The sequence below is a fragment of the Mesorhizobium sp. WSM4849 genome (assembly GCF_055811385.1).
Genome location: NZ_JBVVPW010000040.1, coordinates 1 through 14,806, shown reverse-complemented (window position 1 = coordinate 14,806; position 14,806 = coordinate 1). Strand labels below are relative to the sequence as shown.

Genomic DNA, 14,806 nt, shown 5'->3' with positions numbered 1-14,806 from the left:
GCGAGGGCTCATTCACATTGTTTAATTCACGAGAAATCTTGATGCCGCATTGGCGCGCTGGCGCGTCCTGGCCGAGGCGGTCACCGCGGTTCATGAAAGAGATTTAGGTAGGTCGCATCAAAGTCGGCCAGTAACGCCAATCGCTGGAAATCCAGGATAACAATCCTCCTGTCTTTCCAGCTAACCAGGTCCTTCGCTCGAAGTTCCTGCAGCGTCCGGTTCACGTGAACTACTGATAGACCAAGCACGTCGCCCAATTCCGCCTGGGTCAGTGGAATCGCGAACGTCTGGTCAGAGGCCAATCCAACTATTTCTAACCGGACATACAACTCGCAAATTATATGTGCGAGATGCTGTTTGGCGGAGCGACGCCCGAGGCAGGTTATCCAAGTTCGTTGGATTGAGGCATCGATAGTCGTCGAAGCCAGAGCATCCGGGTGAGATGTGGACTGCCATCCATTGCTGTGAGCAGGTCTTTGTGTCGAATGAAAACTACATCGCACGAACCCAGGGCGCTCACGCTGTGATCCATCACTTTTAGCAGTAAACTATGCAGATCAACAAAGTCTCCCGGCACGTGAATTGCCGTTATTTGACGCTTTCCTTCCCGAATAGCCTGGTTTCGAACTGCGAAACCATTCGCGACAAGACAGCTTTCGGCGGGGCGGGAACCCTCCCTGACGATCTCCTCATCTGGTCCGAAAGTTACCGGCCGGACCGGAATAGCCTCAATAAGCGCGATTTCGCCTGGCTGCAGGGTGTCGCGGCGGTCGAGCATACGAACCAAGAGGTCTTTGCCGATCATCGCGGTCCCTTTTGACTAGATCAGGAATCGAGTTCCAGCGGCTCGTGCCTCGGCTGATCGTGCCAGATGACCTGCCGCAGGTCCCGAGCATCTACAACTTTGCCGCCTGTCGAACCCGGATAGAAATGGTCGCTCTCATGCTCGACCTCTTCATTATGTCGCTTGCCGGTAATGGGCCCGTTGTGAAAGTTTGGTTATTGTTCGAGAACGGCACTTTGCGTTCCGAGCTTCCGAGCCTCCCGATACAGGGTCTCGCGATCACTACCGTGCTTCCCAAAAAGCTCGCGGATCTGCGGTATTGAGAGGCCGAACTTGTTAGCGAAATAGCGGAACTCATATTCTCCGTCACTCGCGACGCGGTTTCCGTCGCCAGAACCTCTATTGCTCTTGTCGTCGGCCATTTTGGTGCCCTCCCTGCTGGCCTTCAGATCAAGCGCAACGCGGATCAGCATCTTTTGTTGCTGCCTCTTATTAGAATCACGTTATGTTCTGGCTAGCTGACACATATGCCGCCGACCTAGACTCGATCAGGTGGGCAAAGCTGTGAGTGCCGCGCCGACCGGCTCGAGTTCATTCCGCCGATGCCTACCTGGTAGCCAAGCCGCCCCAAGGTGACGATTGGATTCACGAGGCCAAGTTCGACAGCTACCGCTCGCAGATCGTTATGAGCCGCAAGTTTCGAGTTGCGTCTGCACGAGTAATTGCCTGGGGGTGAGTTCGGGTAATTAGCCATGTGCAGGGTCCGCAATTTCGCCCAGCTTCAACTGTCAGGAGGCGATGGAGCCTGGCTTTCAAGCGATGGTCGATTGCATGCTAGAGGCCGGCTAGACGCGCCGAGAGAGGCGCAGCTCGCGATCGCCCATGCCATAATCCGCGCTGGCCGGCCGCGCTAAGTTAAAACGCAGTCAGCCGACTGCCGCGAATGGCCGACATGGTGGAAAGCTGGCGTATTCTCATTGGTCGCTCGAACCAGCCATTGAGGGTCGTGGGCAGGGCAGTGTTGCTATTAAATCAACTCGTCGCATGGGAATGGCGCAGTGTTTCTGCAGTCGGCGGATGTTTATTTGTGAGCGCAGGTCTGCACCTGCATCCTTTGGCGCTATTATACGTTTGCCCCGCGAAGAAGATGCTCCGGGCCGGCAGCCATGTCGAAGAAAACAACCGACGACGCTTACGAAGTTCAAGTGCAACTTGAGCGGCGGGCCGGACGGGAGGGCCGCGGGCGCGATGCCGAATGGCCGTCAGAGATTCCCAGCCGCGGCTGGAAGGACGTGCTGTGGCGGCTCTTTGCTGAGGTAACCGAGGACCGTGTTATGCTGATTGCGGCCGGGGCCGCATTCTATCTGCTCCTTGCCCTCTTTCCAGCGCTTGCCGCGTTCGTGTCCATCTACGGTTTCGTCGCCGATCCTCAGACCATCGCTGAGCACATTGCGTTCCTTGGCGGCGTACTGCCTTCGGGCGGTCTGGATATTATCAGATCTCAGCTTGCGTCCTTGGCCGCTCAGAAGACTGGCGCGCTCAGCTTCGGCTTCATCTTCGGCCTTGCGGTCGCACTGTGGAGCGCCAGCAACGGCATCAAGACGCTATTCGAAGCCTTGAACATCGCCTACGAGGAGAGGGAAAAGCGCGGCTTTATCCATCTGAATCTCCTGGCCTTGGGCTTCACACTTGGCGCCATCCTCATCGGTATTGGGTTTATCGTCTCGGTGGGGATCGTGCCGGCCATGCTTGCGCTGCTGAACCTCGGCGGCTGGACCGAAGCCCTTGTGCGGATCTTTCGGTGGCCGATGATGCTGATCATGGTCGGCCTCGGGATTATGCTGATCTATCGCTACGGCCCCAGCCGCGAAAGGGCAAAGTGGCAATGGGCGACATGGGGCGCCTTCCTCGCGGCTGTGGTCTGGATCGCAGTCTCGATAGGATTCTCCTATTATCTTGAAAACTTCGCCGACTACAACGCGACGTATGGAGCCCTGGGGGCAGTCATCGGCTTGATGATGTGGACCTGGATCTCCGTGATTGTCCTGATTGTGGGTGCGGAGCTGAATGCCGAGATGGAGCATCAGACCGCCAAGGACACCACCACAGGTGCGCAGCAGCCGATGGGTGCGCGAGGTGCCACGGTCGCCGACACGCTGGGCGGATCGGCCGATGCCGCCGACCAGCAGTCGCGTTCGGGCGAGCACAACACGTAGCGCGCAGATCACTTGGAATCTCCGCGCAACTTCGCTTGGCGCAATCACTGACATCAGCATTGGCGACAAGTTTGCAAGGACGGCTCATCATGGGCTATGGCAAGCCAGATCGCGAGCGTATGAATACCGTCAGGCGCAGTCCCCATCCTGCTCAGACCCCGCGGATGGCAAGCGCGACATCGGCGGAGAACGGCGGCACATCAAGCTTCAGCCAGCCGTCCGAATTCGCTTGCCATTCCGCTGTTTGCCTGCCGGCGTTGGTATCCCAGGCGATGACGCGATAGGTGCCGCGAGCCAACCCGGGCAGCTCCAAGGCGGCCGGAACCGGCACAGCGCCGGCACGAAGCATACCGTTTCGCCCGATCGTGTCGCGGCGAACCAGCCAGACCACTGCCTGGGAATCGTCGCCGCAGGCGACAGCCGCGCCGTCGGGACCGAAACCCGCATCTGGTCGCCGAGATGGGCACGCCGGAACGAAACCCAGTCGATCAAAGGCAGGAAATCGGCCAGCGAACGCTGCGCCCGCCGCATGCCGGGGGTGAGCACGTGCGGGGTGCGGTTTGGCCACCGCATGCCGCCACCGGCGCCCCCCGCCGCCAGGTGAGCCCATTGCAAATGGCGGAAATATTCATTGTCGAAAGGTTCCGGAAGCGTGATCTTCTTGTCTTTGAACGAGTGGATCGGGCCGTGCTCGGAATCGAGAAAAGGGCGGCCGTCACGGATTTCGCCGAGCGCCTCTCCGACGATCCGCGCCATGCCGAGCGCCGGCGCCACCGTGTCACTGGGGTCATCGATCGTGCCCTCCTCGTAGAGATGGAGGGAGGCGAAGTCGAGGTCTGGGTGGCGGAAGATCGGCCCTGGCAGCGGCATGTGGGGCCGCCAGCGAAGCTCAGGTCCGAACAGCGAGACGGTTTGCGGGTGAGAGCGGCCGTAAAGTGACGTTTCCAGCCGGCGCACAAAATCGCTGAGATCATGGATGAAGGCGCCGAAGCCGTCTGCGCTGCCCTGAGCCTGCTCGGAATGGATCTCGTTCCAGAGGTCCCATGCGAAGAGGGCTCCGTTGCCGCTCCATCTGCGAACCACGAATTCCAGCCTTGCCTTGATCGCGCGGCGCGTCTCGGCGCAGACCAGGAATCGCGACGGGTGGTCCAGCACGCCTCCGTTGTTGCGGTTGTGGGGGTGGTGGCGCCATTGGCGCCACTGCCAGAACGTATCGAAGGGGGTGATCAGGATTCTTAACCCTGTTTTTCGCAAAGACGGAAGAGGTCGTCCCACAGTTGCACCATCGCCGGCACGAAGCGGCCCTGCGGCTTCTCGAAATAGCGATGGCGAACCTGGGCATATTCCAGCATCAGCCTGAGGCAGGTGATGCCGCTTTCCTTCAACCAACGGAGATGAGCTTCCACGCCGGCCATATCGGCGCGCCGGAACAGGCCAATGAGTTCGGGCCAGCTTACCGCATCATTCTGCCCGATCGGCGTCCATGCCTCGCCGTCCTCGGTGACGAAATAGGAACCGGCCACCTTGATCCAAGGCAGGCCGGCAGCCGATCTCGGCGCAGCGTCTTCCACTTCCCCGACCAGCGGTATCGCCAATCTAATATCGTTCAAGGCATGCTCGAATTTTCGTCCGCGGAGCAGTATAACTGCCGCGGTGGCAAAATGTTTCGCCGGGCTTGGCAGGCCGATGGACTCTCATCTATTTGCGGTGCAAGGATGCCCCTGCCCTAGTCGGAGCGAAGGAACATCTCCTTCTCCTAAGCGACGGCCTCGAAGGCGTCGAGCGTAGGCACGTTGGGAACAAATCGGCCATCCGCTGCTTAGAGAAGCCTAGAGCCATTGGCATGGACTGGCGAGGACCAAACGTGGCGAATTATCTGACACTGCCTACGACTACATCGAAGGGTCGGATCAGGGTGGTCGTGGAAACACCGCGTGGCGCCGAAGCAAAGTTGACTTACAAGCCCAAGAAGAAGCTTTTCGAATATACGCGGCCGCTTCCAGCGGGCCTGGCCTACCCGTACGACTGGGGCTTTCTGCCTTCTACACTGGGCGACGATGGCGACGCCCTCGACGGCCTGGTCATCCATGAGGCCACTAGCGCTCCCGGTGTTGTCATCAAGTGCGATCTGCTGGCGGCCCTTTGTGTCATGCAAACGGAGAACGGCCAGACCGTGAGGAACGATCGCTTTGTATTTTGCCCGCACAAGCAAGACGCCCATAGCGAGTCTCTCCTTGGCGAGAATGTTCCGGATCGTCTGCGATCCGAGATCGAGCAGTTTTTCCTCGCGTCGGTGTCCGGCACCGACAAACAAATCGAATTCGAAGGGTGGCACGATTCCAGCCAAGCGCTCCGGAACATCCAGCGGGCTATGAGAACTTTCGAGCGGAAACAGCGAGCCGCCGGTCTCTGAGCGTTCCCACAATATCGATAAGAATGTAGCTCGAGAACACAAGGCTGCCTGGACGCCAAGTGTGGGAGAAGCCGAAGGTGCGCAACCCTTGCTGGCGCAGCCTGCCGAATTTGGTTCACTGCCGCTTTGATCCAGACGGTGTTCCCTGGTCCGCCCTATTGAGGATTGCGGCAATCGCCTGATCTAGAACTGGACTGACCCTTTGGACGATGCTCATCCACGTCCCCCCCGAACGCGAGGAGGCAGTGATAACATGTCCGAGACCTTGATGCGACCCATGCACGAAACGCACCGAACTGGGCCCAGTGCGGGGCGCAACACAGGAATATTTGATGGAAATTGCCGAGCGAGAAGAACCGGCCGACCAACCAATTGAAACGGGGGCGTGACCGCACTTGCGGCGCCTCGAAAGCAGTTCCTTCTGATGGGCTCTTTTGGGCTGATTCAGTGCGGGGCGCCGCCTGCAATATACATAGCCGTGCGTCGCTTCGTGGATAAAGAGCAGAAATGGTAAGTTAGCGGGTCGCCCGCCCAACCAGAAATATTTCAGCCCAAGGGGAACCTCACGGTCTCAGGCAAGTTCGGTACGTAATGTGGGGCAGATTGCGCCATCTCATCGGATGTATCGTTGTCGTGCTTGCGATCTTCTCCTTCCTCGGATTCCATTAGGAGGGACAATGCGGCGCGACAACGATCAACGAGGCTCGGCTTGAGAGCGCCAGTCCGTCATCCTGAGGTCGACCTCTGCTCACCGACAACACCTGGACTCGGCTCCGCTCGCGCTCGCTTGGTCAACATTCGACGCTTGCACCCGCACCACTCAGAGGCGACGTGATGGCGGCGCGAATGAAATTGTGGTGGGGTCGAAACTGGCAATGGTCGATCGCCTAGCAATGGCCGATCGCCTAGCGGCAGCGCTGGCGCGAGCCTTGGCCGACGGGTCGCACGTATGAGCAACGAGCCAGCGCGTCCGCCAGGCGAATATCCGTCCGAGTTTGCCAGCTTCTTCATGGCTGGCTTCGAATGTTCCTCGCATCGGCGCGGCGACCGAGTGCGCCTCGATTTGATTCGCGCAACCGCACACGACAAACACGCTCTCGGCGACTATCGCAGCTGTGCTGCCCTTGGGCTTCGCACGATCCGCGACGGCTTGCGCTGGCACCTGATTGAAACTGCGCCAGGAGTCTTCGACTGGTCGGGTTGGATCTCAATGATCGAAGCAGCCCACGCGGCGGGGGTGCAGGTCGTCTGGGATATCTTCCACTATGGCTCACCAGATCACGTAGACCAAGGCGCCCCAGACTTTACAGAAGCCTATGTCCGCTTCGCCGCTGAAGCTGTCCGGGTCCACCGCTCCGTCACGGGAGTAGCTCCCCTAGTGTGCCCGATCAATGAGATCTCATTTTTCGCATGGGCGATAGAGGTCGGCTATTTCCCACGCGTGGGACCGAAGAAGCGGGGATGGTTCAAGCGACAGCTTGTGAGGGCAGCGGTTGCGGGCGTCAAGGCGATGCGCGATGCCGAACCTGATTGCCGGTTCATATGGGCTGAACCGCTAATCCATGTTGCGCCCCGTGACCGTAGTCGTGCCGAGCAGCGGCGCGCGGAAAATGTTCGTCAGGGCCAGTTTGAAGCCTATGACATGCTGACGGGCCGTGCCGAGCCCGAATTGGGCGGCAGCGAGGACTGTGTCGACGTCATCGGACTTAACTTTTATCCGCACAACCAATGGTACTTTCAGGGGCCAACGATACCGATGGGCCACCACGAATATCGGGCGCTTTCTGAAATGTTGGTCGAAGTTGCAGAGCGCTACAGAAAGCCCATGTTCATCGCCGAGACAGGCGCTGAAGGATCAGGCCGGCCGGCATGGCTCCATTATGTTTGCGATGAGGTCCGTGACGCAATGAGCCGTGGTGCCCCGGTTCAGGGTATATGTCTGTACCCGGTGACCGCGTATCCCGGCTGGGACAATTCGCGCCACGCGGAAGTCGGCTTGTTCTCTACGATTCATGCCGACGGTTCGCGCAGTCTTCGCCAGCCGGTTGCCGATGAATTGGATCGCCAGCGCAGATTGTTCGCGGCAGGTGTTTCGTAGCGGTCGAAGAAGGAGCGGGCCACGTCAGTAGGTGGGGAACTGCTCCGAATGTTGGCCGAGCATCGTCCGCTGCGTAAGCATCTGCACGGTGCCGTTTGCCGGCAGGCTCTGTTGAATGCGCGCGAACGTCGCCAAAGCTTGACCGACGACCTGATCCATATTGTAGTAGCGGTACGTGGCTAGGCGCCCGACGAACCACACGTCGGGGCAGGCCGCTGCCAGTGCTTGATAGCGTTTGTACAGCGCCTCGTTTTCCGCCCGCGGCACCGGGTAATAGGGATCGCCGATATCGGTTGGATATTCGTAAGTCAGGCTGGTCTTCGGGCTCTGCTGACCGGTCAGATGCTTGTACTCGGTAATGCGGGTATAGTTTTCCGTCTGCGGATAGTTGACAACGGCGACCGGCTGAAACTGCTCGCAATCAAGCGTCACGTGTTCGAACCGCAGTGACCGATAAGGCAGACGACCAAGGCTCCAGTCGAAATATTCATCAATCGGCCCGGTGTAGATCATCCGCTGAAAGGGGATCTTGTCGCGAATTTCGCGATAATCGGTCTGCAGCATGATCTTGATCCTTGGGTTGTCCAGCATGCGCTGGAACATGCGTGTATACCCGCCAGCCGGCATATTCTGGAAAGTGTCGCCAAAGTAACGATCATCGCGGTTGGTCCGGGTAGGGACCCGCGCAGTCACGGACTTGCTTAGTTGGGCCGGATCGACGCCCCACTGCTTCCTTGTATAGCCGCGGAAGAATTTTTCGTAGAGTTCCCTGCCAACGGTGCTCACAACCACGTCTTCGGCGGTCCGGACTTCCTCGACCGTTTCTCGCCGGGATGCGAAGAACTCCTCCAACTGCTCGGGCGTCAATTCAAAACAGTACAGGCGATTGATCGTGTCGAGGTTGATCGGTATCGGCAGCAGTTTTCCGTCGACCGACGACAGTACGCGATGTTCGTAAAGCCGCCATTCGGTGAATTGCGAGAGGTAGTCGATGATCGATCGGGCGTTGGTGTGGAATATATGCGGCCCATAGCGGTGGACCAGAATCCCCGCTTCGTCATAGCAGTCATAAGCGTTGCCGCCGACGTGGTTTCGCCGGTCGATGAGCAGGACGCTTTCCTGCCGTTGCGATGCGATGCGTTCAGCGAGCACGCTGCCAGCGAAGCCGGCGCCGACAATCAACCAATCGAACATGGTCAGGCTCCCCGGCGCAATGGCACAATGCTTTTCATTGCATAGGCGCGCTGAATATGGGCAGCCATTGCGTCCCACGTTCGTTCCCAGGACATGTTAGCGAGGTAGGCATCGACCTCCTTCAACAGGAAATTCCGGGGACGTGACAGAAGGGACCGAAGCTTGGTTTCGATGTCTTCGGCGTCAACAATGTCGACCAGGCCTTCGGCACCATAGGTGCGCACGACGTCCACAATCGCCGTGGAGACCACCGGCAGTCCGGCGGCCAGGAACTCAGGAGTTTTGGTCGGGCTGATATAGCGTGTCGCCTCATTGAGCGCGAAGGGCATCCAGCCGGCGCTCCAGTGCCTGAGATAGCGAGGCAGGTTGGCGTAGGACTTGGCACCCAGCCAATGTAAGTTACTTGCGCGCGGCAGGCTTAGCGGGTCGATCTTGACCACCGGGCCGAGCATGACGAAATGCACTTCGGGCATTGCCGCAGCCGCCTGTGCGATCATTTCAACGTCGAGCCGTTCGTCGATCACCCCGAAGAAGCCTACTCTCGGGTGAGGTATGTCTGCCTGGTCTACAGGGTCATCGCCGGGCTCTCTTGCCTTGTGGAAATGCGCAACGTCTATGCTGCTGGGGAAGGGAAAAATCGACTTGTGGAGGCTTCGTTTGGCCTCGTACAGACTCTGCCCGCCCGTGAACACGACATCAGCGCGCTGGAACAGCGCTTTTTCCATCTGCTGCAACTCTGCCGGTGCGTTCTTGAAGGCGGAGAGTTCATCCATGCAGTCGTAGACGCATACATCGCACGCTATATGGTCACTGAAACGCAGCGCCATGGGCGTGTAGTACCAGATGGTCAGCCGGTCATGCGGAGTTGAGTTGACGATCTGGTTGACGAACCTGCGCTGGATGGCGTCTGCCTTTGTCGCGGAAATGCCGACCGGAAGAACCGGGGTTACGATTGTGATCATTGCAGACCGATTGTTCACCCGCATCGAAGGACGGTGTATTTCCTCGTAGACCGGCTCCTCAAAGTAAATTAGCTGCTGCTGCTTTGAGGCGTGCGTCAAAATATGCTGCGGGCGTTGGTGTACGAAATCCCACCTGAGGTGAGAAAAGCAAAGTAAAATGAACGATTTCAGGGGGATATTTGATTTATCTTTTTTGCCGCCCGCTATTTTCATGTAAGAATCCCTTTAGCTATAGTGTGTAATTCTCAAGATTAACATATGTTAATCGAAGCAGGCTCCTGCTGAAGCCTCATCCGTACGTCTAAACTTTCATTTGAGTAAGTTGTTCCACGGATTTTAATTGGCTGGAGCCGCCGAGCCGGCCACTTGCGCGATTGTTCGAAGAGAAGCGGCGCTGCTACCAACACCCGATGGACATGTCGCCTCGGCCAAGGCGGAGGCCCTTGCAGCTTCAGATCTCGCCAAATGTGGCGCATTGCCACAGAACGGCTGAAATCCGCTCAATCGTTCAACAACCATTCATGAGCGCAGGTATAAGAGTTAATGGGCTGCGCATGATTCGTTTTGGTCGCCACAGATGGCCCGACGCATGGGTCGATGCAGGCAGCCACCGTGAGAGAGCCGCAAGGAATGAAGTTCAACTTTGAAACCAACGTCTTTCCGTTGTTTCACCCGCGGTCCGTGGATGATCTGAAGGATCCTTGTCCGGTGTTCGACGGCACGCTTTGGCACGTCTTCGGTTCCAGCGGCACTGTCACGACCGAGAGCTGGAAAATACTACATGCCACGGCTCCGGACCTTTATGGGCCGTGGACTGAGCATGAGGCGCTCGACTTGGCGGTAACCGGATCGGGCATAGCGGCGCCCGGCATCATCCATGAATGCGGCGTTTTCCACATGTTCATCCAGACCGAATTCATGAAGTCCGGCGGACGTTGCGAGCATGCGGTGTCCAACGATGGCTTTCATTGGGTGGTGCTGAATCCGGCGATATTGTCCCTGCCGGACACCGATGAGGACGGGATCTACGATCCCCATCCGGCGATCATCGGCGGCAAGCGCTACATCGTCTATTCAGGCATGCCTAAATTCACCAGGGTGGCGCAGCCTGACGTCTATCTGGCGCGCAGCCAATCCGATTCCTGGTTCGGGCCGTGGAAACGTCTCGGCAAGATATTGGACCATCTCGACGTTCCCCATCACAACGCGCGCGAGCATCCGGACTACGAATGGGGCATCGAGGGCGCCCAACTGGTCGAATTGCCCGATGGTCGCGTGCGTCTCACCTCTTCTTGGTGGCTGCCGATGCGTTCTGCCCAGCCTTCCCACTTGCTTTGGCATCCTTGGAATGCGCCGCCAAAGCGGGCCCGGCGCCCTGGCGTTCAAAGCGTAGCGTCATCAAAGTGGATGAAGTCCGCCGAGTCCATCGAGTGACCCAGGAGAGGAGTGCACGGCGTTCCTTTTCACTGCCGACGTAAGCAGCCATTCATGCAGCGCCGCTGATCTCTTGGGCCGAAGGCATATGCCGATGCGATGCCAGAACGCGTTGCGCTAATCGGCGAGCGGGTCGGCTTTCGGGTCGAGCTTGTCGCCGACTCGAATGCATCGAAGCCGGACCCGCGCGTTCCACTTCAATAAAAGCGTGGATCTCGTCTTCGCCAACGCCGATCTTGGCACAGGTGGCGCTCGCGCCTTGCCCGCTGCGCAGCGATAGTTCCCACCTATAAAAGACGTTTCGCAGCAAATCGGCGGGCGAGAACGGTGCCCACGTTCGACACCTCCAAAGTCCGTTCCTTGCTGTCCGAACGCCTCGACTGTTCAGGACATCGCCAGGCCACGCAGGCTTGTGACGCCAGAGCGCCGGATGGAGTCGATGATCGGCAGCACGGTTTGGGCGAATCGGTCAGCCTCTCGCACCGATATCGCAGACCTCTCGCTGCAGCTTCCGCTGTGTTGGTCGGATTGCCGAGCTTCATTCCAGTAGACTTGCGAGAGGCGAGAGCGGCTTTGGTGCGCTCCGAGATTAATCGCCGCTCCTTCTCTGCCAAAGCGGCATAGAGGTGCAACATGAACGGATCGGCGTCAGCGCCGAGTTCGGCGACGATGAAAGGAACGCGCTGGACCATCAGTCCAACAATGAAGGCGACATCGCGCGACAGTCGGTCAAGCTTCGCCACAACGACTGGGCATTTGAGCTGCCGGGCAAGGGCGAGGGCAGTGGTCAGTTGCGGGCGTCGATCAAGAGCATCCGCGCCCTTTCCGGTTTCGATCTCGGTGAACTCCTTGGAGGATGATCATCCCTCGGCCTCGGCAAAGCGGGCGACCGCGGCACGCTGGGCCTCGACGCCCAAGCCCGAGCGTCCTTGCCGCTGCGTGGAGACTCGATAGTAGGCGACCGCGCTCGTCATGCTGCTGTTTCCGGGGTGTTCAAACTGCAAACCACCGTTTGCAGTTTGCTCATAAGGCTAGGACTAGCAACTCATGTCTGGCCCACAGGGGAAATAGCCTGCGCTCCGTTCAGGTGCGCTGACGCGCAGTCTTGAGCGTGCTTAGCCGGTGTCCTATAGGCCACTCTGACTAATGGGGTTCAACATGCACGAAAAACTGACAGCGCTCTCACAACGTCTCAAGGACGAGCAACGGGAACTGCTTCTTGCCGCCGCCGAGCAGAACACAATACCGAGCGCCAGCACGATTCAACGAGTGGCCATGCTCGAACTCAATATCGCTGCCATTGAGAATACCGTCGCCGACGAAAAATGATCTGAGTGCGGAATGAGCGGACCAGCCGTCCGACAGACGATCATGCCACCTACAGGAGCTTCATATCTTCATAGGTGGTCACGAAGGTCACTGATGTGTCCAGTTTTCCCTCTAGCTCATGGATGGAGGTCTCCTTCCAGCGCGCCCTGGTCTTCAGCCAGAAGGTTGCTGCAGTGACGGCCTCCCGACCTTCACCGGTCGCCTTGCGGTAGAGGCTTTCGGCGACCCGTGCGTTGGCCTTGATGGCGCCGCTCTCGAGCTCATAGGCGTAGGTCGCCTTGAGGTCCTGCTCGTCTGTGGCGAGCACGCAGGCGATGTCGGCCGTGCTAAGCCCGAAGCCGGCCAGCCCCTCCACCCTGGGAACTCAGTGGCCGGTTTAAGCCGATCCGACATGGTCAAGATCGCCGCCGCCATTCTTCGCGGATGCAACGCGCGGTCAATGCCGATCGACAAGGTGGTTGAGAACTTCATGGAGTTTCTGGAAGGACCGGCAGAGCGCCACTGAAGGGCGGCAAAACTCTGCCGCTGCTAGCCCGCTGCCTTCATGGTGGCGGGCTTTTTGTCGCTGAGGAACCATCCGCGCCGGCGGCCGTTGAGCCCCCACCCAAAGGGAGATCACAATGGCCGACGACCCAAATGAAGCCGCAACACCGACGGAGACACAGCGCGAAGCTCAGGAAGCCTTGGAGAAGCAAGTTGCGCAGCTGAAACGCGAGATCAACAAGATCAATCGGACGCTCGCGGAGCGCGCTGAAGAGGTGGCCGAGGAAGCCACTGGTTGGTATGAGGGCGCGGCCGATAGCGTGTCTCGGACAACGCAAGCACTTCGCAAAAGGGCGTCTACTGCTTCCGATGTCGTTCAAGAAAATCCTGGAACGGTATCGTCCGCCTTTATGCTGGGCGCGGCTGCAGGCTTGCTGTTGGGCCTTGTTCTTGTGGCCGGCGACCAGCGCCGGGACCGCTGGATCTAATCACGCTCAAATGAAGGCCCGAGCCCGCCGCCTAACGGTAGACTGGCTCGTTCGCTTGATGGCCTGTTGTTGCTTGCGCAAAGCAAGATCGAGGCAGAGCGCGAGAAGCACGATGCGAGGTGAGGGCGGTGGGAGCGGATGGAGCTTTTGCCGCCCCCAATCAAGAATTGGGAGGGATCGGGCGACAATCGGGAGGGATCGGGCGACGCGTGTCATGGATGCCCTCGGTACCTGAGCTCAAATCGTGCGGGGTCTGGGGCTTGCCCTTGCAAGTAGATGGGCGATCCACATACCGACGATCATTGCGGGCAGGAAAGCAAGCTCCCAGCCCGAGCGCGGTGAGGGCCGGACCCGGGCAAAAGCCGCCGAGCCCCAGCCGACACCGAAGATCGCCGGACCGGTCAGCACGCGTGCGTCGATGGCCTTGCGGGGGCGGTAGGTGGAACGTGCCGCCGACGATTGGTGCGTCTCGCTTCAAGACCAGGCGGTAACCGAGGAAGGTGATAAGCACAGCGCTGCCCATGACTAAGGCTAGCGAGGGGTCCCAACTTCCAAAGAGATCGAGGAAATTCAGGACCTTTGCGGGATCCGACATTCCGGAGACGACCAGGCCGATGCCGAAGAGCAGCCCGAGGACGAGGTTTACGAGAAAGGACATGATGCCGAGCCTCAAATCACGTGACGGACGAGGAAGACGGTGACGAAAGCCGCCGCCATGAAAGTCGCGGTCGCGACCATCGAACGCCCCGAAAGGCGTGACAATCCGCAGACACCGTGGCCCGACGTGCAGCCATTGCCATAGATGGAGCCGAAACCCACCAGGAGGCCTGCCGCGATCATCAGCGGCACGTTCGATGACACGGTCTGCGTGATCTCGGCGCCCGTGAAGTACATCAGAAGCAACGGCGCGGCCATCAGGCCAATGACGAAGCCGAACCGCGACGGGAAAGCGTTGTCGCGATAGGGCGGCAGTAGTCCGCCGGCGATGCCGCTGATTCCGGCTATTCGGCCTTCCCATAGCATCAGGAGAACGGCCGAAAGACCGATCATTGCGCCGCCCGACAGAGAAGCGATTGGTGTGAACTCAGTCATAAGAGCCTCCTAATCACCTATCCGGCCGATGGCGTCTCGCAGAACATGCGGTGCATCATGGTGACGAACTCTTTCACGCGGTCATCCGCGAGTCGGTAGAAGACGGACTTCGATTCCTTGCGAGGTGGTTTCGAGGATCAGACAGCAAACCCGGTCTCATGTTGTCGCTCAACCGTGGCGGGCAGTGCAAGGGCGCAGTCCATCGGCTTTCGGGTCATCGCCCCGTCGCGTTTCGACTATCTGGGGACACCAATCCCCTCCGTTGCTTCGCCCGCCGCTCAGGCCGACGCGCATGCGGCGCTGCTCTCCTCAC

The 14,806-nt window shown here is 59.1% G+C and carries 17 protein-coding genes and 1 pseudogene; 7 read left to right on the top strand and 11 right to left on the bottom strand.

The window, feature by feature from the left end; translation table 11 throughout:
- Nucleotides 1-80: 80 nt before the first annotated feature.
- The 3 genes from AC0L3L_RS31220 to AC0L3L_RS31210 form a co-directional block, all read right to left on the bottom strand.
- Complete coding sequence (locus AC0L3L_RS31220) at nucleotides 81-302, bottom strand: Crp/Fnr family transcriptional regulator (protein ID WP_473640982.1); 222 nt, start codon at nucleotides 300-302, stop codon at nucleotides 81-83.
- Nucleotides 303-382: 80 nt separating this feature from the next.
- On the bottom strand, nucleotides 383-778 hold the full coding sequence (locus AC0L3L_RS31215) for a Crp/Fnr family transcriptional regulator (RefSeq protein ID WP_473641054.1): 396 nt from the start codon (nucleotides 776-778) through the stop codon (nucleotides 383-385).
- Between the two features lie 221 nt (nucleotides 779-999).
- A complete protein-coding gene (locus tag AC0L3L_RS31210) occupies nucleotides 1,000-1,257 on the bottom strand; it encodes a DUF3606 domain-containing protein (protein WP_473547106.1) in 258 nt (85 codons plus the stop codon).
- A 693-nt stretch (nucleotides 1,258-1,950) separates the two neighbouring features.
- On the opposite strand from AC0L3L_RS31210, the gene AC0L3L_RS31205 reads away from it, so the two are divergent.
- On the top strand, nucleotides 1,951-3,000 hold the full coding sequence (locus AC0L3L_RS31205; RefSeq protein ID WP_473640980.1) for a YihY/virulence factor BrkB family protein: 1,050 nt from the start codon (nucleotides 1,951-1,953) through the stop codon (nucleotides 2,998-3,000).
- Between the two features lie 207 nt (nucleotides 3,001-3,207).
- On the opposite strand, the gene AC0L3L_RS31200 is transcribed toward AC0L3L_RS31205, so the two are convergent.
- Nucleotides 3,208-4,155 carry a glycoside hydrolase 5 family protein gene (locus AC0L3L_RS31200; protein ID WP_473640979.1) on the bottom strand — a complete coding sequence of 316 codons (948 nt, stop codon included), beginning with the start codon at nucleotides 4,153-4,155 and terminating at the stop codon, nucleotides 3,208-3,210.
- An 80-nt stretch (nucleotides 4,156-4,235) separates the two neighbouring features.
- Nucleotides 4,236-4,610, bottom strand: a complete 375-nt coding sequence (locus tag AC0L3L_RS31195; protein WP_473640977.1) for a hypothetical protein — start codon at nucleotides 4,608-4,610, stop codon at nucleotides 4,236-4,238.
- Between the two features lie 311 nt (nucleotides 4,611-4,921).
- Between AC0L3L_RS31195 and AC0L3L_RS31190 the strand changes: the two genes are divergently transcribed.
- Complete coding sequence (locus AC0L3L_RS31190) at nucleotides 4,922-5,413, top strand: inorganic diphosphatase (protein WP_473547112.1); 492 nt, start codon at nucleotides 4,922-4,924, stop codon at nucleotides 5,411-5,413.
- A gap of 949 nt (nucleotides 5,414-6,362) precedes the next feature.
- Nucleotides 6,363-7,511: a glycoside hydrolase family 1 protein gene (locus AC0L3L_RS31185; protein ID WP_473640976.1), complete on the top strand. Its 1,149-nt coding sequence runs from the start codon at nucleotides 6,363-6,365 to the stop codon at nucleotides 7,509-7,511.
- 24 nt (nucleotides 7,512-7,535) lie between these two features.
- On the opposite strand, the gene glf is transcribed toward AC0L3L_RS31185, so the two are convergent.
- Together glf and AC0L3L_RS31175 are read right to left on the bottom strand one after the other, a co-directional pair.
- Nucleotides 7,536-8,705: a UDP-galactopyranose mutase gene (glf, locus tag AC0L3L_RS31180; protein WP_473640974.1), complete on the bottom strand. Its 1,170-nt coding sequence runs from the start codon at nucleotides 8,703-8,705 to the stop codon at nucleotides 7,536-7,538.
- A 2-nt stretch (nucleotides 8,706-8,707) separates the two neighbouring features.
- Nucleotides 8,708-9,880, bottom strand: coding sequence for a glycosyltransferase (locus tag AC0L3L_RS31175; protein ID WP_473640973.1), 1,173 nt, complete (start codon nucleotides 9,878-9,880; stop codon nucleotides 8,708-8,710).
- Between the two features lie 417 nt (nucleotides 9,881-10,297).
- On the opposite strand from AC0L3L_RS31175, the gene AC0L3L_RS31170 reads away from it, so the two are divergent.
- The gene (locus AC0L3L_RS31170; RefSeq protein ID WP_473640971.1) at nucleotides 10,298-11,101 is read left to right on the top strand and encodes a glycoside hydrolase family protein; all 804 of its coding nucleotides are present in this window, start codon (nucleotides 10,298-10,300) and stop codon (nucleotides 11,099-11,101) included.
- Nucleotides 11,102-11,388: 287 nt separating this feature from the next.
- Here the strand turns inward: AC0L3L_RS31170 and AC0L3L_RS31165 are convergent, their stop codons facing one another.
- Nucleotides 11,389-11,892 carry a recombinase family protein gene (locus AC0L3L_RS31165; RefSeq protein ID WP_473641052.1) on the bottom strand — a complete coding sequence of 168 codons (504 nt, stop codon included), beginning with the start codon at nucleotides 11,890-11,892 and terminating at the stop codon, nucleotides 11,389-11,391.
- Between the two features lie 367 nt (nucleotides 11,893-12,259).
- Between AC0L3L_RS31165 and AC0L3L_RS31160 the strand changes: the two genes are divergently transcribed.
- Nucleotides 12,260-12,430, top strand: a complete 171-nt coding sequence (locus AC0L3L_RS31160; RefSeq protein ID WP_473529272.1) for a hypothetical protein — start codon at nucleotides 12,260-12,262, stop codon at nucleotides 12,428-12,430.
- 49 nt (nucleotides 12,431-12,479) lie between these two features.
- Here the strand turns inward: AC0L3L_RS31160 and AC0L3L_RS31155 are convergent, their stop codons facing one another.
- Nucleotides 12,480-12,785 carry a hypothetical protein gene (locus AC0L3L_RS31155; RefSeq protein ID WP_473640969.1) on the bottom strand — a complete coding sequence of 102 codons (306 nt, stop codon included), beginning with the start codon at nucleotides 12,783-12,785 and terminating at the stop codon, nucleotides 12,480-12,482.
- 265 nt (nucleotides 12,786-13,050) lie between these two features.
- Between AC0L3L_RS31155 and AC0L3L_RS31150 the strand changes: the two genes are divergently transcribed.
- Nucleotides 13,051-13,401, top strand: a complete 351-nt coding sequence (locus AC0L3L_RS31150; protein WP_473640966.1) for a hypothetical protein — start codon at nucleotides 13,051-13,053, stop codon at nucleotides 13,399-13,401.
- Between the two features lie 160 nt (nucleotides 13,402-13,561).
- Here the strand turns inward: AC0L3L_RS31150 and AC0L3L_RS31145 are convergent, their stop codons facing one another.
- Both AC0L3L_RS31145 and AC0L3L_RS31140 read right to left on the bottom strand, forming a co-directional pair.
- Nucleotides 13,562-14,059, bottom strand: a complete 498-nt coding sequence (locus AC0L3L_RS31145; protein ID WP_473640964.1) for a DUF6691 family protein — start codon at nucleotides 14,057-14,059, stop codon at nucleotides 13,562-13,564.
- Between the two features lie 11 nt (nucleotides 14,060-14,070).
- Nucleotides 14,071-14,493 (bottom strand): YeeE/YedE family protein, encoded by a 423-nt coding sequence (locus AC0L3L_RS31140; protein WP_473529269.1) that lies wholly within the window; start codon nucleotides 14,491-14,493, stop codon nucleotides 14,071-14,073.
- Between the two features lie 204 nt (nucleotides 14,494-14,697).
- Between AC0L3L_RS31140 and AC0L3L_RS31135 the strand changes: the two are divergent.
- Nucleotides 14,698-14,806 (top strand): annotated as a pseudogene (locus AC0L3L_RS31135) (alpha/beta fold hydrolase); the annotation flags it as partial.